Origin of the sequence: Bifidobacterium minimum (assembly GCF_000741645.1) — a bacterium.
Taxonomy (GTDB): domain Bacteria; phylum Actinomycetota; class Actinomycetes; order Actinomycetales; family Bifidobacteriaceae; genus Bifidobacterium; species Bifidobacterium minimum.
Window position 1 is genome coordinate 14,428 of the sequence record NZ_JGZD01000009.1, and the last position, 24,594, is coordinate 39,021.

The 24,594-nt window shown below is 63.8% G+C and carries 19 protein-coding genes, 1 tRNA gene and 1 pseudogene; 19 read left to right on the top strand and 2 right to left on the bottom strand.

The features are described 5' to 3' along the window. Positions 1-29 precede the first annotated feature (29 nt). The 9 genes from atpB (at position 30) to nucS (ending at position 7,933) form a co-directional block, all read left to right on the top strand. Positions 30-836: a F0F1 ATP synthase subunit A gene (atpB, locus tag BMIN_RS03760; protein WP_420796715.1), complete on the top strand. Its 807-nt coding sequence runs from the start codon at positions 30-32 to the stop codon at positions 834-836. A gap of 54 nt (positions 837-890) precedes the next feature. Next, positions 891-1,121: an ATP synthase F0 subunit C gene (gene atpE / locus BMIN_RS03765; protein ID WP_022860776.1), complete on the top strand. Its 231-nt coding sequence runs from the start codon at positions 891-893 to the stop codon at positions 1,119-1,121. A 46-nt stretch (positions 1,122-1,167) separates the two neighbouring features. Further along, on the top strand, positions 1,168-1,701 hold the full coding sequence (locus BMIN_RS03770; RefSeq protein WP_022860777.1) for a F0F1 ATP synthase subunit B: 534 nt from the start codon (positions 1,168-1,170) through the stop codon (positions 1,699-1,701). A gap of 38 nt (positions 1,702-1,739) precedes the next feature. Continuing rightward, a complete protein-coding gene (locus tag BMIN_RS03775) occupies positions 1,740-2,567 on the top strand; it encodes a F0F1 ATP synthase subunit delta (protein ID WP_022860778.1) in 828 nt (275 codons plus the stop codon). Between the two features lie 55 nt (positions 2,568-2,622). Continuing rightward, complete coding sequence (gene atpA / locus BMIN_RS03780) at positions 2,623-4,251, top strand: F0F1 ATP synthase subunit alpha (protein ID WP_022860779.1); 1,629 nt, start codon at positions 2,623-2,625, stop codon at positions 4,249-4,251. Between the two features lie 3 nt (positions 4,252-4,254). Beyond that, entirely contained in the window at positions 4,255-5,175 is a 921-nt protein-coding gene (locus tag BMIN_RS03785; RefSeq protein WP_022860780.1) for a F0F1 ATP synthase subunit gamma, read from the top strand. An 8-nt stretch (positions 5,176-5,183) separates the two neighbouring features. Further along, positions 5,184-6,668, top strand: coding sequence for a F0F1 ATP synthase subunit beta (atpD, locus tag BMIN_RS03790; protein ID WP_022860781.1), 1,485 nt, complete (start codon positions 5,184-5,186; stop codon positions 6,666-6,668). A gap of 1 nt (position 6,669) precedes the next feature. Then, complete coding sequence (locus BMIN_RS03795) at positions 6,670-6,978, top strand: F0F1 ATP synthase subunit epsilon (RefSeq protein WP_022860782.1); 309 nt, start codon at positions 6,670-6,672, stop codon at positions 6,976-6,978. Positions 6,979-7,120: 142 nt separating this feature from the next. Beyond that, positions 7,121-7,933 (top strand): endonuclease NucS, encoded by an 813-nt coding sequence (gene nucS / locus BMIN_RS03800; protein ID WP_026647365.1) that lies wholly within the window; start codon positions 7,121-7,123, stop codon positions 7,931-7,933. Positions 7,934-8,013: 80 nt separating this feature from the next. On the opposite strand, the gene BMIN_RS03805 is transcribed toward nucS, so the two are convergent. Beyond that, the gene (locus BMIN_RS03805; protein WP_022860784.1) at positions 8,014-9,042 is read right to left on the bottom strand and encodes an FKBP-type peptidyl-prolyl cis-trans isomerase; all 1,029 of its coding nucleotides are present in this window, start codon (positions 9,040-9,042) and stop codon (positions 8,014-8,016) included. A 322-nt stretch (positions 9,043-9,364) separates the two neighbouring features. On the opposite strand from BMIN_RS03805, the gene BMIN_RS03815 reads away from it, so the two are divergent. The 3 genes from BMIN_RS03815 to BMIN_RS03825 all read left to right on the top strand — a co-directional run bounded on the left by BMIN_RS03815 (position 9,365) and on the right by BMIN_RS03825 (position 12,521). Continuing rightward, positions 9,365-10,468 carry a hypothetical protein gene (locus tag BMIN_RS03815; RefSeq protein WP_156097302.1) on the top strand — a complete coding sequence of 368 codons (1,104 nt, stop codon included), beginning with the start codon at positions 9,365-9,367 and terminating at the stop codon, positions 10,466-10,468. Between the two features lie 14 nt (positions 10,469-10,482). Further along, positions 10,483-11,478 carry a DUF8094 domain-containing protein gene (locus tag BMIN_RS03820; protein WP_022860786.1) on the top strand — a complete coding sequence of 332 codons (996 nt, stop codon included), beginning with the start codon at positions 10,483-10,485 and terminating at the stop codon, positions 11,476-11,478. A gap of 71 nt (positions 11,479-11,549) precedes the next feature. Next, the gene (locus BMIN_RS03825; protein WP_026647368.1) at positions 11,550-12,521 is read left to right on the top strand and encodes a co-chaperone YbbN; all 972 of its coding nucleotides are present in this window, start codon (positions 11,550-11,552) and stop codon (positions 12,519-12,521) included. Between the two features lie 297 nt (positions 12,522-12,818). Here BMIN_RS03825 and BMIN_RS03830 read toward each other — a convergent pair whose 3' ends face one another. After that, a complete protein-coding gene (locus BMIN_RS03830; protein ID WP_022860788.1) occupies positions 12,819-13,454 on the bottom strand; it encodes a CYTH domain-containing protein in 636 nt (211 codons plus the stop codon). Between the two features lie 127 nt (positions 13,455-13,581). Here BMIN_RS03830 and BMIN_RS03835 point away from each other — a divergent pair. The 7 genes and pseudogenes from BMIN_RS03835 to BMIN_RS03875 all read left to right on the top strand — a co-directional run. Next, a tRNA-Arg gene (locus BMIN_RS03835) sits at positions 13,582-13,654 on the top strand. A 179-nt stretch (positions 13,655-13,833) separates the two neighbouring features. Next, positions 13,834-14,223: a Rid family detoxifying hydrolase gene (locus BMIN_RS03840; protein ID WP_022860789.1), complete on the top strand. Its 390-nt coding sequence runs from the start codon at positions 13,834-13,836 to the stop codon at positions 14,221-14,223. Between the two features lie 224 nt (positions 14,224-14,447). Then, positions 14,448-16,169, top strand: a complete 1,722-nt coding sequence (locus BMIN_RS03845) for a serine/threonine protein kinase (RefSeq protein ID WP_022860790.1) — start codon at positions 14,448-14,450, stop codon at positions 16,167-16,169. Continuing rightward, on the top strand, positions 16,166-16,693 hold the full coding sequence (locus BMIN_RS03850; protein WP_022860791.1) for a hypothetical protein: 528 nt from the start codon (positions 16,166-16,168) through the stop codon (positions 16,691-16,693). Before BMIN_RS03845 ends, BMIN_RS03850 begins: the two co-directional genes overlap by 4 nt. A gap of 53 nt (positions 16,694-16,746) precedes the next feature. After that, entirely contained in the window at positions 16,747-20,793 is a 4,047-nt protein-coding gene (locus BMIN_RS03865; protein WP_156097303.1) for an Ig-like domain-containing protein, read from the top strand. A 130-nt stretch (positions 20,794-20,923) separates the two neighbouring features. Continuing rightward, the gene (gene argS / locus BMIN_RS03870) at positions 20,924-22,720 is read left to right on the top strand and encodes an arginine--tRNA ligase (protein ID WP_022860793.1); all 1,797 of its coding nucleotides are present in this window, start codon (positions 20,924-20,926) and stop codon (positions 22,718-22,720) included. A gap of 19 nt (positions 22,721-22,739) precedes the next feature. Next, a pseudogene (locus tag BMIN_RS03875) lies at positions 22,740-24,368 on the top strand (diaminopimelate decarboxylase); the annotation flags it as partial. Between the last annotated feature and the right edge of the window lie 226 nt (positions 24,369-24,594).

The following is a 24,594-nucleotide window of genomic DNA, read 5'->3' on the forward strand; positions in this document are numbered from 1 at the left end:
CTGAACGAAGCGGGAGGCGCGGAATGATTATTGCTGCCAAAGCGGCTGCAGGAATGCTTCTTGCAGAAGGGTCGCTTCAGGTACCAAGTATCGATGAGTTTCTTCCTCCGGAGATTCTCTTCCAAGGCACGCCTTTCGCCATCAACCGCATCATTTTGGTTCGCATCGTGGCGACGGTGGTCATGCTGGCGGTTCTTGGGACTACTGCCGCGAAGGCGAAGCTGATTCCTGGACGTTGGCAGGGGGCCGTTGAATGGCTTCTCGAATTCGTTCGCGACAACATCGTCTATCAAGTGATGGGCGAGATCCGTGGTCGCCGGTATGTCCCCATGATCACCACAATGTTCATGACCATACTGGTCTTTAACCTGTGCGGGATCATCCCGGGACTCAACATCGCGGCCACCGCCACCATCGTCGTCCCGCTCCTTTTCGCGTTGTGGACGTTCGTGCAGTATTGGGGTGCGACTTTCCGCGGCAAGGGGTTCATTCCCTATCTCCGTGAGGAGCTTTTCCCTGCGGGCGTCCCGTGGCCGATCTATATCATCCTTGCGCCCATGCAGCTTCTGGACATCGTGGTGATTCGTCCGTTCTCATTGACGATCCGGTTGTTCGCCAACATGATTTCCGGACACATCCTCGTCGCCCTGTGCTTCGCCGCCACTCAGTACTTCCTGATCGATGCCGAATCAAAGGCCCTCATCGGGTTCGGAGCCGTGACTTTCGTAGGAGGAATCGTCATGACGCTTTTCGAGGCGTTCGTGGCGGCGATTCAGGCCTTCATCTTCGCCACATTGAGTACGGTCTACATCAACCTCAGCTATCCCGAAGATTAGGTTTCTCTCATCAACAAGGTTTGGTCCTTACGGACCCATAAGAAAGGAACAGATATGGATCTCATCACACTTGCGGAAGTGGCTGGCAACGTCAGCACGATCGGATACGGTCTCGCTGCGATTGGACCGGGAATCGGCATAGGAATCGTATTCGGCAAGGCGATCGAGGCAACGGCGCGCCAGCCTGAACTCAGCGGACGCATCCAGGTCCTGATGTGGCTGGGCTTCGGCCTGATCGAGATTCTCGCGCTCCTCGGCTTCATCGCATACTTTATCTTCCAGTGACGGTTGAGTCGTCAAGTGGTTGGCTCGAATAGTGAAAGGAGAAACGATGGATACCTTGGCAGCTGACGGGATCAAACTGTTTCTTCCTGAGACCTACGATCTCGTATGGTCATCGATTGTTCTGGTTATCGTCGCGGCGTTCTTCTACAAGTACTTCCTGCCAAAGTTCCAGTCGGTTTTCGACGAGAGGTCCCACAAGATAGAAGGCGGCATCGCCAAGGCTCAGAAGGCTCAGAAGGATGCCGACGAGGCCAAGCGCAAGTACGAGGAGCAGCTGAGCACGGCACGCGTGGATGCGTCGAAGATTCGCGATGACGCGCGCGCCGAGGCCTCACACATCATCGCCGACGCCCGGTCGAGGGCCGAGACGGAGGCGTCTCAGGTCACCGCCAATGCGCAGCGCTCGATCGAGGCCCAGCAGAAGCAGGCGTTGGTCAGCCTGCGCGGCGAGGTCGGAACGTTGGCCGTCGCGCTGGCGGGTAAGATTCTCGGCTCCCGTCTTGAGGACGATGCCGTCCAGTCGTCGATGATCAATCAGATGATCGACGAGATCGACGGTACGGACGGCGAGGGCAAGTGACGCATGGCGTCACTGCGGATAGGAGGAGGTGAGGACGTATGCGTGGAGAGGCATCCCGGATAGCCGACCGCACATCACGTGATTCCCTTGCGCCCAGGCTTCGTGAGGCTGGCGACGATGCGTGGAGGATCGGCAATGAGCTGTTCTCCATCACCGATCTTCTGGATCATTCCACCCATGTGGAACGCGCCCTCACCGACCCGTCGCGGTCTCTGGACGACAAGAAGCGTCTGCTGACCACCCTTCTGGGCGATCAGGCCCATCCGCTGACCATGGAGATCCTTACCGATCTCGCGGCCCGTCGGTGGAGCAGATCGGGGGACATCGCCAACGCGGTCGAGGACTTCGGCGTGGATGCGTTCATGTACGCCGCCGATTCCGCGGGGTCGACGCTCACCGTGTCGGTCCAGCTTGCGGAGCTTCACTCGGCTCTGCTGAACCTGCCGGTGGTCCGTGCGCGCCTCTATGACGAGAAGGTCCCGGCCCAGGTGCGCATCCGGCTGCTCCATACCGTGCTGGGGGGAAACAACCTCGATCCCATCGCGATGCGCCTTGCGGAGCATGCCACCGCGAATCTGCGCAACCGGCGATACTTGGCGACGATCCAGTGGCTGATCAACAAGTTCTCCCGGCATATGGGGGAATCGATGGTCACCGTCACCACGGCCACTCCGCTGACGCCCGAGCAGATCGGGCGCCTATCGCATATCTACTCATCCAGACTTGGCCGTGCCGTCCACATCAACTCCGTCGTCGACGCGACGGTTCTGGGTGGAATGCGCGTTCAGGTGGGGGACGAGGTCACCGACAACACGGTGGTGGCCCAGCTTCAGCAGTTGCGCCGCAAGGTCCGTGTGAGCGCATGAGCGGCAGCAGACACGATAACGACGTACAGTCAGAAAAACAACATAAGGAGTGATCATGGCAGAACTTACCATCGATCCCGCCACGATTCGCAAGGCGCTCGACGAATTCGTCGAATCGTACAAGCCGTCGGACACGCCGACCCAGGAGGTCGGGTACGTGGCCACGGCCGGCGATGGCATTGCGCATGTGACGGGACTGCCTGGTTGCATGGCCAATGAGCTGCTGACCTTCGAGAACGGCACGCTTGGTCTGGCCTTCAATCTCGATGCCCGTGAGATCGGCGTCGTGATTTTGGGAGACTTCGCCGGAATCGAGGAGGGACAGGAGGTGCGCCGCACGGGCGACGTTCTGTCCGTTCCCGTTGGGGATGGATATCTGGGCCGCACCGTCGACCCGTTGGGCAACCCCATTGACGGTCTGGGCGAGATCAAAAGAGAGGGACGCCGAATCCTTGAGGCTCAGGCGCCCGACGTCATGCATCGCCATCCCGTCGACGAGCCGATGTCCACCGGACTCAAGGCCATCGACGCGATGACCCCGATCGGACGCGGACAGCGACAGCTCATCATCGGTGACCGCCAGACCGGCAAAACGGCCATCGCGATCGACACGATCATCAACCAGAAGACCAACTGGAAGAGCGGCGATCCCAAGAAGCAGGTGCGGTGCATCTACGTGGCCATCGGCCAGAAGGGATCCACCATCGCCTCCGTGCGCCAGAGCCTCGAGGAGGCCGGCGCGATGGAGTACACGACAATCGTGGCAAGCCCCGCGTCGGATTCCGCGGGATTCAAGTACATCGCCCCGTACACCGGCTCGGCCATCGGCCAGCACTGGATGTACCACGGCAAGCACGTCCTCATCGTCTTCGATGATCTGTCCAAGCAGGCCGAGGCGTACCGCTCGATCTCGCTGCTTCTTCGTCGCCCGCCGGGGCGCGAGGCATACCCCGGAGACGTGTTCTACCTGCATTCCCGCCTGCTGGAACGCTGCGCCAAGCTGTCCGACGAGCTGGGCGGGGGGTCGATGACCGGTCTGCCGATCATCGAGACGAAGGCGAACGACGTGTCGGCGTACATCCCGACCAACGTGATATCCATCACCGATGGGCAGATCTTCCTGCAGTCCGATCTGTTCAACGCCAACCAGCGTCCCGCCGTGGACGTGGGCATCTCGGTGTCCCGCGTCGGTGGCGCTGCGCAGACGAAGGCGCTGAAGAAGGTCTCGGGAACCCTGAAGATCTCCCTGGCCCAGTATCGGTCGTTGGAGTCCTTCGCGATGTTTGCCTCCGATCTGGACGCCGCCTCCAAGGCCCAGCTGACCCGTGGAGCCAGGCTCACCGAACTGCTCAAGCAGCCCCAGTTCTCTCCATACTCCATGGAGCAGGAGGTCGTCTCGGTGTGGGCCGGAACCCATGGGAAGCTCGACGACCTCGAGCTGGCCGACGTTCTGCCGTTCGAGAAGGCCATGCTCGACTATCTCGACCACAACACCGACATCCTCTCGACCATCCGCGACACCGGAGACTTCACCACGGACACCGAATCCGCTTTGGACAAGGCCATCGATGAGTTCCGCGCGACCTTCGTCACGAAGGCCGGAAAGCCTCTGGTGGAGAAGAAGCCGTCCGTCAAGCCGGATACCCCTGTGGAGCAGGAGAAAATCGTGGCCGGAGGGAAGTGATCCATGGGTTCCCAACTTGCATTGAAGTCGAGGATCGCCTCGACGGCCTCGCTCCAGAAGATATTCAACGCCCAGGAGATGATCGCGTCCTCGCATATAGCGAAGGCGCGCGATGTGGCGCTGAACGCGAAGCCGTACACGGACGCGATTTTCGAGGCCGTGCAGGCGTTGGTGGCGCATACCCACATCACCCATCCGATCGTGCGCAAGAACGAGGACAACCCTCGCGTAGCGGTGCTCGCCCTGACGGCGGACCGCGGCATGGCGGGCGCCTACACGTCCTCGATCATCCGGGAGACCGAATCGCTGCTCGCCCGTCTGGACGCGAAGGACAGGCAGCCCCAGTTGTATGTGTACGGGCGTCGGGGAGTGACGTACTACAAGTACCGCAACCGTGAGGTCGCGGGAACGTGGGAGGGCAACAGCGACCATCCCGGCGTGGAGGTGGCGGAGTCGATATCGTCGACCCTGCTGGACGCCTACATGAAGGATGCGGAGCACGGCGGCGTCTCCGAGCTGTACATCGTGTTCACGGAGTTCGTGAACATGGTCACGCAGAAGGTGCGCGTCCTGCGCATGCTTCCGGTCGAGCTCGTGCTGTCGCAGGAGCCCGACGCGGGTCCCGTGCCCGAGTCCGAAGCGGATGCCGCGACTCCGCTGTACACGTTCGAGCCGAGCGTCGACGAGGTGCTGGACGCGATACTGCCCAAGTACATCCAGTCACGCATCCATGAATGCCTGCTCACCTCCGCCGCCTCCGAGACGGCGAGCCGACAGAACGCCATGCATACGGCGACGGACAACGCCAGAAACCTCATCGACGACCTCACGAGGAAGCTTAACGCCTCCCGTCAGGCCTCGATCACCCAGGAACTTACCGAAATCATCGGCAGCGCCGACGCGCTGAACAAAGAGGAAGAGTAGGAACGCATATGGCTGAGAACCAGACCACAGCGGTTTCCGAGGAGACGGCGGCCGAGCCGACCGCTGGACGCATCACGCGCGTCCAGGGATCGGTTATCGACGTCGAGTTTCCCGTGGGCCACCTGCCCGATATCTACAACGCCCTCAAGGTCACGATCTCGAATGTGGGCGACACGGAGGGGGAGACTCTTCATGAGATCACTCTGGAGGTCGAGCAGCATCTGGGCGACTCCACGGTCCGTGCGGTCGCGCTGAAGCCGACCGACGGACTGGTCAGGGGCGCCGAGGTCACCGACACGGGCGGCCCGATCGAGGTTCCCGTCGGGGACGTCACCAAGGGACATGTGTTCGACGTCTCGGGCAACATCCTCAACCTCAAGGACGACGAGCACGTCGACATCAAGGAGCGGTGGCCCATCCACCGCAATCCGCCGGCGTTCGACGAGCTGGAGTCCAAGACCCAGATGTTCGAGACCGGGATCAAGGTCATCGATCTGCTTACTCCGTATGTGCAGGGTGGCAAGATCGGCCTGTTCGGTGGCGCGGGCGTGGGAAAGACGGTGCTCATCCAGGAGATGATCCAGCGCGTCGCCCAGAACCACGGCGGCGTCTCGGTGTTCGCCGGCGTCGGTGAGCGCACCCGTGAGGGCAACGACCTCATCGGGGAGATGCAGGAGGCCGGCGTCCTTGAGAAGACCGCTCTGGTCTTCGGACAGATGGACGAGCCGCCAGGGACGCGTCTGCGCGTTCCGCTGACCGCGCTGACGATGGCCGAGTACTTCCGCGACGTGCAGAATCAGGACGTGCTGCTCTTCATCGACAACATCTTCCGATTCACGCAGGCCGGGTCCGAGGTCTCTACGCTGCTGGGGCGCATGCCCTCCGCCGTGGGATACCAGCCGAACCTCGCCGATGAGATGGGCGCCCTTCAGGAGCGCATCACCTCGACCCGCGGGCACTCGATCACCTCCCTGCAGGCCATCTACGTGCCGGCCGACGACTACACCGATCCCGCCCCCGCGACGACGTTCGCCCATCTGGACGCCACCACGGAGCTGTCGCGTGACATAGCGTCGAAGGGCATCTACCCGGCCGTCGACCCGCTGTCGTCGACCTCGAGGATTCTCGATCCGCGCTATGTGGGTCAGGCCCACTACGATTGCGCCAACCGCGTGAAGGCCATTCTGCAGCGCAACAAGGAGCTTCAGGACATCATCGCCCTGATCGGCATCGACGAGCTCGGCGAGGAGGACAAGACCACCGTCAACCGCGCGCGCAAGATCGAGCAGTTCCTTGGCCAGAACTTCTATGTCGCCGAGAAGTTCACCGGTCGTCCGGGATCCTACGTGCCGGCCGACGAGACCATCGAGGCGTTCACCCGCATCTGCGACGGCGTCTACGACGACGTTCCTGTGCAGGCGTTCTCCGGCATCGGCGGAATCGACGATCTCGAGAAGAAGTGGCACGATATGCAGAAGGAATTCGGGGCCTGATATGACCGCGACCATGAGTGTGACCATCGTCGCCGCCGACCATCCCGTGTGGTCGGGGACGGCGAGGTCCGTCACGATTCCCGCCGCCGAGGGCGGAATGGGAATCCTCCCGGACCACGAACCGGTTCTCACCGTCATCAAAGAGGGTGACGTCACCGTGGTCGAGGCCGGCGGCGAGCGTCATTCCTTCGCCGTGCGCGACGGTTTCATATCCTTCGATTCGAACCGGCTCACCATCGCCGTGGAGCGTGGACACGACGTCGTGCGGTCGGGGGAGGGCCAGACCGGCGGGGATCCGATCGAAGGCTAATGACCGGTGATGCCATCCTTTGGGCCGTTCTGGGCGCCGATGAAGGATGACGACGAAGGATGGCGATGATCGTCGGGCGACACGCCCGCGACGATGAAGGCGCTCCGACGACGAGACGCCTGTGGTTGCTACAGTGGACGCCGTGCGAATCATTGTGGCAGACTGCAGCGCCGAGTATTCGGGGCGCCTTCAGGCGTCCCTGCCGCCCGCGAAAAGGGTGATACTGGTCAAGGCCGACTCGAGCGTGCTGATCTTCTCGGAGCTGGGCTCATACAAACCGTTGAATTGGATGGCCGCACCCTGCACCATCCGTGAGGTGGATCCGTCGGCGGATGACGGGGAGTCGCCCTCGCCGATGGCCGGCTTATCGGGATCGGCGGACGGATCGGATTCCGGGTCCGACGAGGTAGCCGGGGCCGGGACGGGGGATGCGTCGGCTTCTGATGCGTCGGCTTCTGAGGAAAGACCCTGCAGGATCATCCGGGTGAAGGCCGATAAAACCCCGGACCTTCTGGAGATCCGTCTGGCGCATGTCTATTCCGACGAATCCCACGACCTCGGCAGGGATCCGGGACTCGTCAAAGACGGCGTCGAGGACCATCTCCAGAGGCTGCTGTCGGAGCAGATCGAGCGCGTCGGCCCGGGATCGCGTCTGGTCCGCAGGGAGTTTCCCACGGCCATCGGTCCGGTCGACATTATGGCGGTGGACTCCGAAGGAACCCATGTGGCCGTGGAGATCAAACGTCATGGCGGGATCGACGGGGTCGAGCAGCTCACCCGGTATTGCGCGCTGCTGAACCGCGATCCGCTTCTGGCCCCCGTCCGGGGCGTCCTCGCGGCGCAGAGCATCACTCCGCAGGCGAGGGTTCTGGCCGAAAGCCGAGGGTTCTCATGTCTTCTTCTCGACTATGAGGACATGAAGAACGCTCAAGATCCGGACCTGACGCTGTTCTGAGGCGTCCGGTCCGGGTCCCGCGCGTCGGGATGCGCGTCGTCGTCGCGGACGTATGCCGTTCGGGACGGACCGGACGCGGATCAGGACGCCGCGTAGGCGTACAGGATGTCGACGACGAAATACAGCGTCGAGTTCGCGGGGATGGTCACGTTTCCGGAGGAATCCTTCTGGGCGTCCGAACCGTAGCCGAGATCCGGGGGGATCACGAGCAGGACCTGTGAACCCACCGTCTGTCCGGTGAGTCCCTTCGTCCAGCCTTTGACGACTGAGGAAAGCGAGAAGCTGCTGGCGCTGCCGCTGTCCCAGGAGGAGTCGAACTGCTTCAGGGTGCCCTTCTTCGTTTCGTACCAGCCCGTGTAATGGGCGCTGACGGTGTCCGTCGAGGTGACTTTGTCGCCGGTGCCCTTGATCAGCGTCTGGGCGACCAGCGATCCGCTGGGCTTGTATCCGTTAAGCGACAAGGAGGGCTTGCCGTTCTTCGCAAGCGTGACCTTGGGAAGGTCGGAGGGGATATCCTTCACGGTGGTTCCCGTAGCGCGGGTGAGCGCCTTGGTTTTCGACACCAGCGTCATGGCGAGGATGTAGGAGGTGCCCGACGAGTTCGAGTCGTTGACTCCGAAGGCGATCGTCGAATTGATCTTCGCGCCCTTGAATATCTTGTAATAGGCGTCGGTCGTGGATGAGGAGTCGACCACGAGCGAGCAGTCGGGGGTGTTCTTCGTCCAGGTGTTCATCAGCTCGGAGCCATCCTTGGCGTTGATGGCGATGCCCTGGGAGCAGACGCGGTCGCCATCCTGGATCGTTGCGCCATCGCCCTTCTGAAGAACCGCATACGTGTTGTTCTGGACCGTCATCGGCGTGTGGAAGGAGATGGTCGGCTTCTTGCCCGGCTTTCCGGTGGCGGTGATCCCGGCAAGCTGGCTCATCGTGGATGTCGAGCTGGAGCTTGACGAGCTTGATCCGGATTCCGTCGACGAGGCCGACTCCGTGGAGGTGGACGCCGATGAGGAGGATCCCCCACATCCCGCCAGAGCGAGTCCGAGGGACGCCATCAGGGCGATGGCCGAGACGATGTGGTTGCGCCGGGTGTTCCGGATTGTTGTTCTCATGCGTTCCAGCCTAGCCGCATCGACTGATCAATCGTCGTTCGACCGACCATCGGCCGGTCCACCATCATGTCTGTCATCATGTTCGCCATCGTGTTCGCCAGCAGAGGGACGAGCGGGTTCCGGCTGGGGCGGAGCGGGACTCCGGCCCCGATCCGCCGGTCGATGGCCCCGCGCTCTCACGCTTTTTGATACACCTCTAGTAGACTACCGTTGATATGAACCATGAACAGCATGCTCGTCCTCGCCGCGCCCGCCGCGGAACTCCCACGAGGCATGCCCGGATCATGAGGGGAATCGTCGCTCCCATACTGGCTTATGCGCCGTGGCATGTTGCGTTTTCGGGGTGCTCAACGCCACGATCTGGCGCCCCTCGACAGATATCGCCGCGACCGCGAGATTGTCGGGAGCGCGCTACGTCGTGACCGATCCGGGGGTGCTGGATCTGGTCGATACGTCGGCGAGGATGCGCGTGTCGTCGGATTCGTCCTCCCAGACCGTCTGCATCGCGCTGGCGAGCGCGCAGGACGCCATGGGATGGGTCGCGGGCGAGACCGTCACGCGCGTCACGGGAATGTCCAATTGGTCCACATTGTCCACGGACAAATATGAGGCTGCGGCAGGCGCGGATTCGCAGGGGTCGGATGTCGATTTCAAGGACTCGGACATGTGGACCGCCTCCAGATGCGGACAGGGGTCGGTGGGGCTGGCGACATCCGACACATCGTCGACCGTGGCCGTGATCGATCTGGGGAAGGCGAGCACCGGGGGATCGCTGGTCCTGTCCTGGACGAGGCGGAATCCGCCGAATTTCGCCGCTCCGTTGTATTTCATGGCGGTTCTTTTCGCGGGTATGGCCTTTCTGAGCGCCTCCGTCTTCGCCATATCCCCCGAGCGTAGGCGCAAGTCCGTCAAGGCCGCGGCCGCTGCGGGGAAGTCGGCCGGGGCACAGGAGGAAGTCACCATTCGTGAGGCCCTGAAGGGCACGCTGGAGGTGATCCATTCCTCCATGCCTCGGGGGCGCTCCCGCCGGGCGGGCGCTTCCGGCCGTGGCGCCTCGCACAAACGGAGGGAGGCGTCCCGAAAGCGCCTCGATGACGGACAGAAGAGAGATTCCGGTGATCATGCCGAGGCCGGGCCCGTGGTGGTTGACCCGTCGGCCCGCAGCATGGTGGCCGAACAGGAGAGTCGGCGGTCCGCATCGGATGAGACGCGGGCGAACGATGGTGTGCGCGAGGACCGCAGCGGGGTCGTGGGGGATGATGTCGAGCAGACGTCGGTTATCTCATCCGAGGAGTTGCGTTCGTATTTCGCTCGCCTTGCCCAGGAATCCGCTCGTGCGGGGGATCAGACGGACGATCATGCGGATCATGACGATGAATCACCGCACCATGGCCATGTGCCGGGCAGTCAGGAGGACCGTGGATGAGAGGATATAGCCGAATGCTCAGAAGGATGGTGGCGGCGCTCCTCGCGTGTGTGGCCGCGGTGGGGTTGTCGGCCTGCGATGGCCAGCCGCCGAGCGTGGAGGCCTCCTCGTCCGCTTCCCAGACGGGTCCCGATCTGACGGCCTCGCAGGAGAAGGCCATCCGTCGGAGGATCCTGGCGGGGATCAACGCCGCGAACGATTCCCGCGATGCGAAGGGATTGGACGCATACATGAGCGGTCCCGCCCTGACCATCCGCACGAGCGAGCTGTCTATCGCCAAGGCGACGGGCGAGCTCGATCCGAAGACGACGATTCCCTCCGGTGCCGTGCAGACCGTGATCCCGACGGACTCGGGGTGGCCGCGGTCGGTGTTCACCATCACGACCACGACCAAGGACCAGCAATCCAAACGGCTTCTGGTCCTCAGGCAGGATTCGGCGCGGAACAACTATCGGCTCTGGGCCGTCGCCCGTTTGTTCGAGGGCGCGCAACTGCCGAAGTTCGCGATCCCCTCCATCGGATCATCATTGGGCGAGGCGGATGATTCGGGTCTGGTGATGACTCCGAGCGATGCGGTCCAGCGGTATGCCGATGTGCTGCAGAAGGGATCGCAGAGCGACTACGCCAAACAGTTCTCGGACGACTACTTCCGGCAGGATCTGGCGACATTGGCGGAAACCGTCCAAAAGGGCATGGAGCAGAACGCGGGGACGCAGAATCAGACCTTCACCGCGTCACGCGACGACATCTCCGTCATGCGCTCTACGGACGGCGGCGATCTGGTCGTCGCCCGTATCGATTCCCAGTGGAAGAGAAGCGCCGGCGAGGGACGCAAGTCATTGCCCGCGTCCGATGCCGAGAAGGCGTTGTTCGGTTCCGGAACGGCCACCTCCGTGATGACGGTGACGTATGTCAATGTCGTGGCGCTGTATATCCCTCCGGCGAATTCAGGCAAGCAGGTCGTGGCGGTGGGTGCCGAGAGGCAGCCGGTGGCCGTGAAGGCCTCATGATCGCGGCGGTGCCCTACCGAGGCTAAGCTGAGGGGGGACCGTCATGGGACGGGCGACGGAAATGAGGAATGATGGCGCGTGATGGGCAGATGACTCCGGGGGTTTCCTTGGCCGGAGCGGTTGATCTTGAATCACTGAAGCATAAGGCGGAGGCCCAGTCGTCGCCGCGGTCCGGGGCGGGGAAGTCCGGCGGATTCGTGGTGGACGTCGATGAGTCCGGTTTCGAGGCGATGGTCCAGACGTCGACGACCTTCCCCATCCTTCTTCTCTTCTGGATGCCGGATGATGAGAGACTCGTCTCCATGGCCACGGCATTGGCCGACGCCGTCAACGCGCATAACGGAGAGATACAGCTGTGCCGGATCGATGCCGCGGCCAATCCCTCCATCGCCCAGGCGTTCCGCCTTCAGGGTGCGCCCGCGTTGTTCGCGCTTATCGGAGGCCGTCCCATGCCGCTGCTGCAGGGGCTGCCCAACGACGACGAGATGGATCAGATCAAGAACGACGTCATACCCCGTGTTATCGAGGTCGCCCATCAGGCGGGCGTCTCCGGAACGGCACCGCGTCAGGATGCCAAGGATTCCGCCGAGGAGGACGGCGCTCCCGCCGAGTCCGCGTCCGAGCCCGAGATTCCGCCGGAGCATGCCGAGGCCCATCGTCTGGCGCTCGCAGGTGACTACGCCGGTGCGGCGCAGGCCTATCGCGAGGTTCTGGAGGCGGATCCCACCGATGCCCTCGCCGCGAGGGAGAGGGCCAAGGCGCTGCTGCTGGCACGTTCGGGATCGGTTGACGTCCGGGTCGTGCGCGATGCCGCCGCCGCCCATCCCGATGACGTCGACGCCCAATTGGCCGTCGCCGATGTCGATATGATCGGTGGCCAGATATCCGATGCGTTCGATCGTCTGCTGGACTTCCTGTCATCCGGGCATCGTCAGGACATCGCCGCCGTCCGGGATCGCCTTGTGGAGTACTTCCTGATCCTCGACCCGGCCGATCCGCGTCTGGGGAGCGCCCGTCGCAGGCTCGCGACGCTGATGTACTAGCGCAGGCTTGTGCGACGCTGATGTGACGCTGATGCCCCGGAGGCCCGTGCACGGAACATGCCGCGCATCGGTCATGTCCCGAAGCGGCGGGGCATCAGGTGCTGGAGTGCCGGAGCGCTGCTGGAGTGCCGGAGTGCGGGATGTGACGGTTGGAGGTGACGGGCGCATCGGGTGCGGGATGTGACCGGATGCGTCCGGCCTGATCGTGCGCACGTCGTCCGGCATTCGTGGGGGTTCCTCTCTCGCGGCGGATCTTTCCGCGGTGGATTCCGGGCGTCTATACGCGTCTATATGCGTCTATACGCGGCGGTTGCGGCCGAAGACCTGCTCGAAATGCGGACCCTGATCGTCAAGCTCTCTGATGAACTCGTCGCGCCACTGGTCGAACGGCCGGGATGCAAGACCGTCATTCGAGAATCGGCGCTGGTCCGTGATCTCGCTGACGCAGAAGGCGGGAATGGCCAGATTGGTGACGGGGCCGCTTCTTTCGGCCTCGGCGACCACCAGAGGATGGTTGTCGCCCCCGAACACGTCGACGCTCCATCCATCCTCTCCCATCCACAGGGAGAAGCGGTTCTTGATGATCACCGATCCGCCTCGCAGGATCAGCTCGGTGGCCACATGCTGGTCGATCTCGCGCTCGGCCTCGTACCGCGTTCCGCCGACGGCGGGACCCTTGACGGTCACGAACGCCTCCGAGACCCTGTCCGTGAGCGAGCGCAGGACGCTGCGGGCGTCCGTGGCGCGGGTCATGTCGACGTCGACGTCATGGACTTGGACGCGCACCCGCAGCGCGTAGTTGTCCTGATGGACGTAGTAGCTCTGCACTATCAGGGTGGGGCTTTCGTCGGCGAGCTCGGCCGGCGGCTGCGCGCAGTAGAAGCGGCGTTCGAACTCGAAGTCGGTCATGGAATCCCAAGGGCCACTGGTCATGGGTCCCAGTCTATGCCGTCCTCATGTCGTCGGCGCCGTTCTGATGCCATCGGCCTGTCCGTGCCCCGCACCATGGGTGTCGTCACTGCCGTGTCCGGGGTGCGTGTACAGTGGTGTGGGTGCGTGAGGGTTTGTAGCTCAGTGGATAGAGCGTCTGTCTCCGGAACAGAAGGTCGTGGGTTCGAATCCCATCAAGCCCACCGGTCGGTCCTTGGAACCATTGGTTTCCGGGGCTTTTTTGATTCTCCCTCTGGTTGCCCTCGTGGACACGATTGGGCACGATGGCCGTGGAATGAGCCGCTCGCCCCATTGTTACGGCCGTGAGGGATATTGTTCAGTGTGGTTCACCGTCCATTGCGGATCTATCGAAAGGATTGCCATGTCAGAGGGAGTCAATGAGGTTGCCACGGCATATGCGCCGGCGGCTCTGGGTGCCTACAGCCAGGCGGTGAAGGCCAACGGCCTGATATTCGTCTCCGGTCAGCTCGGCATCGATCCGGCGACCGGCGAGCTGGCGGGACCCAGCGCGGGGGAGCAGACCGCGCAGGCGCTGAAGAACATCAAATACATTCTCGACGCCGCCGGCAGCGGAATCGAGAAGGTCGTGCGCACGACGATCTATATGAAGAACGTGGATGATTTCCACGAGGTCGACTCCCGGTATGCCCAGGTCTTCATCGGCTCGGTGAAGCCGGCGCGCGTGGCGTTCGGCGGCAACGACATCCCCAAGGGCGCTCTGGTGGAGATCGACGCCATAGCCGTCGCGTGACTTTGAGCTGCTGAGCTGCTGAGACGAAGGGGCGCATAATCGTTGCGTCGTGGGATCCGGTTCCTCCGATTGGAGGGCCGGATCCTTGCGTATGCGGGACGGTATGACGGGACGGTTATCCACATTCCCCGTGGCAGTGGCGGCCCTCCGTCGTCGTCGGGCAGAGTGTGGGTGGGAGGTCTGAAGGCCTGTCATCCGCATGGGGGAAGCCGAGGTCAGAGGGAATGGTGGTCGTCAACGAACTCATCCGTCATCGTTATCGCATTCTGGGGGAGATCGGCGCCGGAGGCATGTCGGTCGTCCATCTTGCCCGTGATGAGCGTCTGAACAAACTGTGGGCGGTCAAGCAGATCAGAGGCAGCTCCGATCCGGTCAGGCGGGATCTGGTCGTGAGAAGCTTGACCGTCGAGGCGGCCATGATCAAGGGGCTCGACCACCCGGCGATTCCGCGAATCGTCGATCTGATCGATGACGACGGCGACCTTCTTGTCGTCATGGACTATGTCGAGGGACGGACGCTGGAATCCATAATCGACAGTGACGGGCCTCAGCGCGAGGATGACGTGGCCGACTGGGGCGTCCAGCTGTGCGACGTTCTGGAGTATCTTCACGCACGCCGTCCTCCGGTGGTGTTTCGCGATATGAAGCCCAGCAACGTCATGCTCACTCCGGATGGAATGGTCAAACTCATCGATTTCGGCATCGCACTTGAGTCCGGCACCGAGGACCGTCCTCATATCGGCGATGACAGGACCTTGGGAACGCCCGGCTATGGCGCCCCCGAGCAGTTCGATCCGAACGCCTCCGTCGACTCGCGTGCCGATGTGTATGCGCTGGGCGCGACGTTGTTCCATCTTCTGACGGGTTCGGATCCGCGACGGAACGCCATCGTGACGGTACGCACCATCAGACCCGGTCTGTCCGAGGGGATGGAGCGAATCATCAGCCGGGCGACAAGCGCATGTCCCGGGGACAGATACGCGGGCTGCGTGGAGATGGCGTACGACCTTCTCCATTATCGGGAGCGTGATCGCGCCCATCGTTTGATGCTTGTCCGACGATGGAGGGGGTTTCTGGCGGCCGTCGTCGCAGTCGCCGCGTGTCTGGCGTTCGGCGGCGCGTCCCTTATCGGCGCCGCCTATGTCACGGCCATCGATTTCGACCATTGGATGCGGGTCGGGTCGCAGAGCACCCGGCCGGACCATGCCCGCGCCGCCTATCTCACTGCCATCGGGATCAAACCGTCCTCGACTGCTCCATACGGGAGACTCATCGCCCTGTATACCGCGGATGGGATTCTGTCGGACGCCGAGGAGTACGAATACAACACGGTCATCACGCAGAACGCCGAACTTCTGCGCGCGGACGCGGATGAGTGGGCGGCGCTGTCCTACGAGACCGGAAAGATGTACTGGTACTACTACGCGGGATCGTCGGAACGGTCCACTGCGGATCCGCCGTCGGCGGAAGGCGACCAACGGTATGCGAGGATGCGTGCGGCTTCGCAGTGGATGCGCGACGCGGCATCGAACACCGGCTTTGCCGAACGCTCCATGGCCGGGGTGTACGCGGATATCGCCGAATTCAACATGGGCATCGTCCCGCGTATCAACGACGGGTCGGATCGTGGTGAATACGGACCGTACTTCGGCAGGCTGAAGAACCTCGTCACGGCGGCCGGACGTGGAGGAAACGATGTGCTCGGCATGGATTCGGCCAATCTGGCGCTGGCCGCGATGCAGGTCTATCCACGCAAGTTCAGGGCCGACGGGGTGGACAGGGCCGACATGGAGCGTCTGCTCGAATCGGTTGGGGCCCTGATCGAGTCGACCGTTCCCACGACGGAGTCGCTTGACGGGCAGAGAAGGGACGCCATCGAGGGGTTGCCGTGCGCCCGTTCGGCCGTCGATAACGCGTTCGTGGACGTCACGGGGGCGTCGCGATGAGCGCCGGAACCCTGGACATGATGGCCGTGGCGTTCTTTGCCATGGCGGGGATCCTGCTGACTCTCGCGGTCGTCCTGTACAAGGTCTGGGATATCCGCACCGTCCGCGATGTTCTCAGCGGACGCGCCGCGGGCAGGGAGATCGAACGGATGAGGGGATCGCGCCCGGGCGCGTGGGGATACGCCGGAAGATCGCGGCGGCGATGCTCCTGTGAGCGCGGTGCGAGCGTCTGCGGGACCGCCGACAGGGGCAACGACAGGGGCCTGGAACCGGTCGGTTTTCGTCCTTGGTGGGATTGCGGGATCCAGCTGGATGGGGATGCGACCGTGCATGGGGACGGGCCTGTGGATACGGAAGGGCCTGTAGACAGGGAGGAACTTGTGGATATGGAGAGGCCTGTGGATGACGACGTGACATCGCTGCTGCGGATCCGCACGGCCGCGGACCCGTCGGATGATGACGGGATGCCGACGAGGATGATGCAGGGGACGATGCGGGGGACGATACAGGGGGAGAAACGATGAACGTCTTTGCGGGACGGGCTGTTCACATGCGCCGAATTCTGGCTATGGCGTCCATGATGGCGATGGGGATCGGCTCCGTCATGGCGGTGGCCGCGGTTCTGCCCGCGATGGCGGAACCCTCCGCGGACGGCCTTCGGTGGGGATCCATGACCATCGCGTCACGGAACTCCACTCCGACGATAATGTCGGATGACACATGGCTGGCGACGGGGGAGCAGACGATCACCGTGAGGCCGTCCGCCGACATGGAGGACGTGGGTTCCGTCGCACTGTATGCGCCGTCGCGTGATGGGGTCCGCTGCCCGGCTCCGGACGACCCGGGGGCATGCGACGTGGTGCCGATCTCGCCGGACGGGGAAGGTGCCTTCGCATGGACGGTCCATGACGGGCAGACCTACCGTCTGGACAGGATGGCCATCGTGACCGTTGACGGGAACGGCCACGTCCTGTCGTCCGAGGCGCTCGCCGATATCCCATTGGATGGTTCGTCGCAGGATAGGCTTCCGACGCCGACGACCCTTATCGTGGACGATGCGTCGGCGGAGACCACGGTGAGTCTGGACACGGCCGTCATCGCCGGCGACGGCCACAATATCGTCCGCAGGATGCCGACGGTGATGTTGACGGGATCGTCGCCGTTCTTCGAGGAACGCATGGCGCTTCTTCGGCGGGAGGGTCACCGTTCCATTGCGATTCTGACGGTGGATGGGAAGCCCGGATCGGATGGTTCCGCGTCGGATGGTTCCGCGTCGCACGGCTTCCCGGCCGGAGCGTTCTCCGACTGCACGAATCCCCGGGGTTCCGCTGGCGCGGCGGCATACTGCCTGTCGGGCGACGCGATCACGGCCGCCTTCGTCGGTGATGGTGATGGTGATGGCGATGGTGATGGCGATGGTGATGGTGATGAATCAACGGCTCCGGGAACATTCGTCATCTCCCTCGCATCGCCATACCTGCCGATGGTCGATTTTCCGCACGACGGCGTTCCCCTGTCGATTGATTCCACGCCTCCCGCATTGTCGTCGTCGCGCGGACCGGCCGTGGGCGAGGCGGGATCATTGGCGGCCGACGTCCGGGTCGGATCGGAGCTCCATGACGTCGTCGTCTCATCCTCCGCGATGGCTTTCGACTTCCGTGTGGAGGACCCGATGCCTGCCTCATCCGATGGGAGGAGTGCCGGCGGTGACACGGTCGCATCCGGCGTCGCGTCCATATCGGTGAGCATTCCAGTTCCCACGGATCTTGCCGGAACGCCGATTCCGGACGCCACGCGGACCACGCTGACGATCGACCCCGCGACGCGTTCCGCCGACGGCTCCGTGTCATTCGAACTCGACGGTGAGGGGTTCTACGATCTGCGCGCGATCACCATCGTCGTCGCCGACAAGGCGGGAAACAGCCGCAGCATGCCCCTGATCGAGGATATCGGCGCATGGGAATACGACGCCGTCGTCATTGACCGCGGAGCCACCAGAAGCGTGGATCTCGCCGTACGAAAGGCGGGGACCTATGCGGATCCCACAGGACACGACGGCGTCCCGCACTATCGCGGCGACGTCGAGGCGACATACACCGTGACCGATCGGTGGTTCCCGCTGTATCAGAAGCTGCATGGCGGCGTGAGCCTCACCCGGGGAAGCGTGGTGGATGCCGACCCATGGGACGGGTCGGCATCGACGCGGGACGTCCGGTCCATAACGCCCGCCGAACTCGCTTCCCACGGGCATGATGAGGAGTACGTCTATTCGGTCACGGTTCCCGTGCGTCCGGAGGGTGACGCGAGGGCGACCGAAGGCCGATACGTTGTCGCATTGTCCTACGGGGGCTTCGGCACGACTGGCAGAGATGCCGTGGCGTCGGCCCGCAAGGAGTTCATCATGGACTGGACGGCACCATCGACGGGAGGCCTGTCGTCGTCGGTGATGGATTCCATGCAGTGGGGCTGGGCGTTCTCCACGGAGCCGGTCATCATCACGCTCGATGGCGTGAGGGATGCCGTCTCCGGAGTCGACGCCGCGTCGGCCGAATTCGCCTCGCTGGACTTCGATTCCCCTCCGGCGGATCAGGCGCGCCATCCGCTCCCGTCGATCTCCTACTCCGGCTCGGTCTCCGGAGGCTCCCTTTCCTTCGGATTCGATCGTGATGGCCAGCGGTTGTCGCTGAACGGAACATCCATCAGAGTCTGCGACGTCGCGGGAAACTGCGCGCAGACCGGTTCCCTCCGGGATTACGGACGAGGCAGCGACATGGGGTCCCTGATCGGAATCGTCGTCGACCGCGGATCGCCCGCTCTGGACGTGTCCTATGACAACACCGACGCACGCAACGGCACGTACTACAAGGCCCATCGAACCGCCACCATCACCGTCGACGAGGTGAACTTCGATCTTCTGCAGCGCAACGTCCCTCACCGCATCGTCGCCGTGGGCGAGACGGAGGGAGCCAGACGGACGGTTCCCGTCAGCGCTTTCCGCAATCCCTCGGGAGATGGACGCACGTATGTGGCGCAGCTTCCCCTGGATGTCGATGGGGACTGGTCCGTGGACGTCGCGCTCGCCGATCCCGCGGGACGCGCGGCGGCCCCCCGCCATGACGAGTTCACCATCGACACCGCGGCCCCCATCCTGTCGGTGTCGTTCGACCGGACGTCGGCGGTCAACGGCCGGTACTACGACACGTCCAGAACGGCCACCGTAACCGTTGCCGAAAGGAACTTCAGCCCGAACGAATCCGTGATCTCGACCACGCGGAAGGACGACGAGGGCGTGGTGGCGCAGGCTCCCTCCCCATCGCGATGGACGGTACGGAACGGCGCCTCGGACCATCGGCGGTCGGCGTCCGTCGTGTTCTCGCGGGATGGGACTTACGCCCTCACCGTCAGGGCCGCCGATCTGGCGGGCAACGTGGCCACGGTGGTCAGGGAACCGGAGTTCGTCATCGATACGACCGCACCCGCCATCACCATCGTCGGCGTCTCCGACAACACGGCCTATGCCGGTTCCGTCATCCCCGGAATCTCCTATGACGATGCCAACATCGATAGATCAAGCGTCTCCTGCACGCTGAGCGGCGCCCGGCGTGGGGACATGGACGACGTGGAGCTCGACGCAATGACGACGAGAAGCGATCGGCCCGATGGCGTCGCGATGGCCTTCCGGGATTTTGACCGCACCCCCTCCACCGACGACATGTACACGCTATCGGCCACCGTCAGGGATCTGGCGGGGAACGTGATCACGGCATCACGAACGTTCTCCGTCAACCGCTTCGGATCGACGTATTCCTTCGTGGGCGACACCGGGAATCTGCGCGGCGCGTATCTCAGGAAGCCATCGGACGTGACGATAGCGGAGACCAATGTCTCCGGGCTCAGGCAGGGGACGACCAGGATCGTGGTGTCGCATGGCGACCGGGCGATTGCGTTGGAGAACGACCAGTACGCGATCGACACGGGTTCCGACGAGGGATGGAGCCGGACCGTCTACACCATCCCGGCGGCACGGTTCTCGCGGGACGGCTACTATCGCGTGCTCCTGCAGTCCGTGGACAACGCCGGAAACCTGTCGCAGAACACCATGGACGGCAAGGATCCCACGCGCACCGAAAGCGCCGAGCTGAGCTTCGCCATCGACGGCACGTCGCCCAGCGCGCGTCTGCTGGGGGTTCGTTCCGGAGGAGTCTACCGATCCGCCCTCGGCAGGGACGTCGGAATCGACGTCAAGGACAATATGGCCGTCAACGTCGCCGAGCTGTATGTCGACGGCCGGCTCGTCAGGAGATGGACGGGCGAGGAGACCCTGTACCGCACGCCACGGTACCTCATTCCATCCGATGGGGAATTCCACACGATGACGGTCCGCACGGTGGACGACGCGGGGAACGAGGCCAGAACCGAATATGACCATGTGTATGTGGGTTCCAGCTGGGCTGTGTACGCCATGCGCGCGCCTTCCGCCGCCAACGCAATCATCGTGGGCGTCGTCGCGGCGTGTGTGGTCATTGTGGGGATCTCCGTCGCCGCGATCGTATCCGGACGGTTCGCACGACGTGGCTCGTATCGGGGACGGGATCCGGAATCGGCCGATCCGGAGGATTCATGAGGGTTCTCGACCGAAAGGGCCGACCATGATCTCCATGGCCGGAATGACGTCCCGACGCCCCCATCGACCTCCTGTGCATCATGGTGGCGACCGTCCCGCTCCTGTCACGAGGGACGTTAGACTGGGGGGAATGAGTCCTGAAGAGCTGAGCGAAGTCATCACACGCATCGTCCATGATCTGGCGGCATCCGGCCGGATCGGATCTTTGGGGGAGGATGACGTCCCTCCCGCTTCGGCGTTGGCGGTCATGCGTCCCAAGGACCGTTCCCATGGTGATTGGGCCTCCAACGTCGCCATGAAGGTGGCGCGCAAAGCCTCCATGGCCCCGCGTGAGATCGCCCAGCGGATCGCCGACGTGCTGGGACGGCAGACGGGCATAGCCTCCGTCGAAGTCGCCGGACCGGGCTTCATCAACATCGTTCTGGACTCGGCCTCCGCCGCCGCCGTGGTCGATACGGTTCTGGAACGGGGTTCCTCCTATGGTCGCAACGACCATCTGTCGGGAAAGACGCTCAACCTCGAGTTCGTCTCCGCCAACCCCACCGGTCCCATCCATATCGGCGGGACGCGGTGGGCCGCCGTGGGCGACTCCATGGCACGTGTTCTGGAGGCCAACGGCGCCAAGGTCGTGCGCGAATACTATTTCAACGACCACGGTGAGCAGATCAACCGCTTCGCTAAATCGCTGGTGGCGGCCGCGCACGGCGAGCCGGCTCCCATAGACGGGTACAAGGGCGCCTATATCGACGACATCGCGTCCCGTGTGGTCGAGCAGGCCGCGTCGGAGGGCATCGACATCCTCGACCTTCCTCGCGAGGACTCCGGTGCGGATGACGACGGCCAGCCTCTGGGCGAGGGCGACTCCCCCCAGCGCGAGGAATTCCGCAGGCGTGCCGTCCCGATGATGTTCGAGGAGATCCAACGGTCGATGTCGGCATTCCGCGTCGACTTCGACGTGTGGTTCCACGAGAACAGTCTGTACGAGGACGGCGAGGTCGAGCGGGCGATACGGGCGCTTCGCGACAAGGGCGACATCGCCCAGAAGGACGGAGCCACATGGTTCCTGTCCACCAGGCACGGCGACGACAAGGACCGCGTCATCGTCAAGTCGGACGGCAACTACGCGTACTTCGCCGCGGACATCGCCTACTACTACAACAAGCGCCACCGCAAAACCGATCCGGCGGACGTGGCCATCTACATGCTGGGCGCCGACCACCACGGATACATCGGCCGCATGATGGCGATGTGCGCGGCGTTCGGCGACAAGCCGGGCGTCAACATGCAGATCCTCATCGGTCAGCTGGTCAACGTGATGAAGGACGGCAAGGCCGTGCGCATGTCGAAGCGGGCCGGCAACGTCGTCACCATTGATGACCTCGTCGAAGCCGTCGGGGTGGATGCGGCGCGTTACTCGCTGGCCCGCACCGACTACAACACGAGCGTGGACATCGACCTCGATCTGCTGGCTTCGCACACCAACGACAATCCCGTCTACTACGTCCAGTACGCCCATGCCCGGTCCCGCAACGTCGCACGCAACGCGAAGGACGCCGGAATCGGGTATGAGGGCGCGGACCTCGCCCTTCTCGACACGACGGCGGATGGCGAGGTTCTGGCGGCGCTCGCCCAGTGGCCGTCGGCGCTTGAGCAGGCCGGAGACATGCGGGCCCCGCACCGCATCGCCCACTATCTCGAGGATCTGGCAGGCACCTACCATCGGTGGTACAACGTCGAGCGCGTCGTGCCGATGCCGCTGACGGACCACGAGACGTCATTGCCGCAGGCCGAGCGCGACGCGCTCGAGACGAGCAAGAACCCGGAGCCCGCGCGGGCGGCGGCCCGTCTGCGTCTGAACGACGCGGTGGGAACGGTGATCCGGTCCGGTCTCGATCTTCTCGGCGTGGACGCCCCTGAAAGGATGTGACCGCATGGGATGTGACCGCATGGAGGACAGCGGAATCTGGCCCCAGGGCGTCGACCGGGACGATCAGGGATCGTTGAGGATGCACGGCAGGCCCGTCCGGTCACTTCTCGACCGCTTCGGCTCCCCTCTCTACGTCCTGGATACTGACGATCTGCGCTCTCGCGCCGCGCGTTTCGTCACGGCGGCGACACGGGCCTTCCCGACCACCACAACGCACGTGAGCTACGCGGGAAAGGCGTTCCTCTCCAAGGAGGTCGTCCGACTCGTTCTTGACGCCGGCATGTCCGTGGACACCTGCACCATGGGCGAGATGCGCATCGCGCTCGCAGCGGGGGCTCCGGGCCGACGTCTGGTGCTTCATGGGAACAACAAATCCGACGAGGAGATCACGCTCGCCGTGCGTGAGGGATTCTCCAAAATAGTCATCGACGAGACATCCGAACCGGCCCGCATCGCCGCCATCGCCCGCAGCGAGGGGCGCAGGGCGCGGGTGATGCTGCGGGTGACCTGCGGAATCCACGCAGGAGGCCATGAATACATATCGACCGCGCATGAGGACCAGAAGTTCGGTGTCCCGCTTCTCGCCCCCGGGACGGATGCGTCCGCACTGGACATGCTGTCGCACATTGTACCGGCCTCGCCCGCGGCCGCCAACGCCCGTGTGGGTGAGACCGCGGCACGGGATGAGCGATGCTCCGCGTCGTCCCCTCCGTTGCCGTCCCCCGCGTCGTCGCCTGCGGCCCCGCGGCCGCGCGCTCTGCGTCATGATGTCCGGTACCCCTTCGATCTGCATGCCGTCGACGTGTCGTCCAGTGACCGCGAGCTCGCGCAGGCGATGCAGGCCGTCGCCGATGGCCCCGCCCTCGCGGTCCTGCAGGAGATCGCGCGTCACGGCGACGATCTTGAGCTGGTGGGCATCCACTCGCATATCGGATCGCAGATCCATGACGCCTCCGCGTTCATCGAGGCCGCCCGTCGCATGATGCTGCTGCGCAAGACGTTCTACGCCACCGACGCGATCACCCTGCCTGAAGTCGATCTGGGAGGCGGGTTCTCCGTCGCCTACACCCCCGACGAGGACTCCATGGACGTGGACGTCGAACTCGACCGTCTCGCCACGGCGATCCGTGAGGCGAACACCGCCTGGGGCATGCCGCAGCCGATAATCTCCTTCGAACCCGGACGGTGGATCGTGGCGCCCGCGGGCATGACGCTGTATCGGGTCGGGGTGATCAAAACCGTGCCGCTGCCGGCGGGGACGCTTGACGGACGGGGAAGGCCGTTGGACGCTCGCGTGTATGTCTCCGTGGACGGCGGGATGAGCGACAACATCCGTCCCGCGCTCTACGGCGCCGACTACACCGCGATGCTGGCCAACCGGACGGGGTCGTCGTGGACCATGACGTGCCGTGTCGTCGGCATGCACTGCGAATCCGGCGATATCCTCGTCCATGAATGCCAGCTTCCCTGCGACATCAGACGCGGCGATATCCTCGCGATCCCCGTCACCGGCGCGTACGGACGCACGATGGCGAGCAACTACAACCAGGCGTTGTTCCCTGCGGTGGTCGGCGTGGGGGATGACGACGCCCACGTCATGCTGCGTCGTCAGACCATGGAGGATCTGCTCGGCTACGATCTGGCTGAGCCGACGATTATGGCGGTCGAGGCGAGCATGGGGGTAGAGGCGATCATCGATGTAGCGGCGGAGAAGGGGCGTCGTCGCGCGCCCCGGAATGGTCCGTGAGATTTCCCCTGTGATCGGGTGTCCGGCGCGCTTCCTGCAGGGCGGAGGGGGACTGACGTCCTCATTCCGGGGCACTGGTCGATCCTTCGGCGTGAGCGTCCCGACGTTGTCCGGCGCGGGTGTCCGT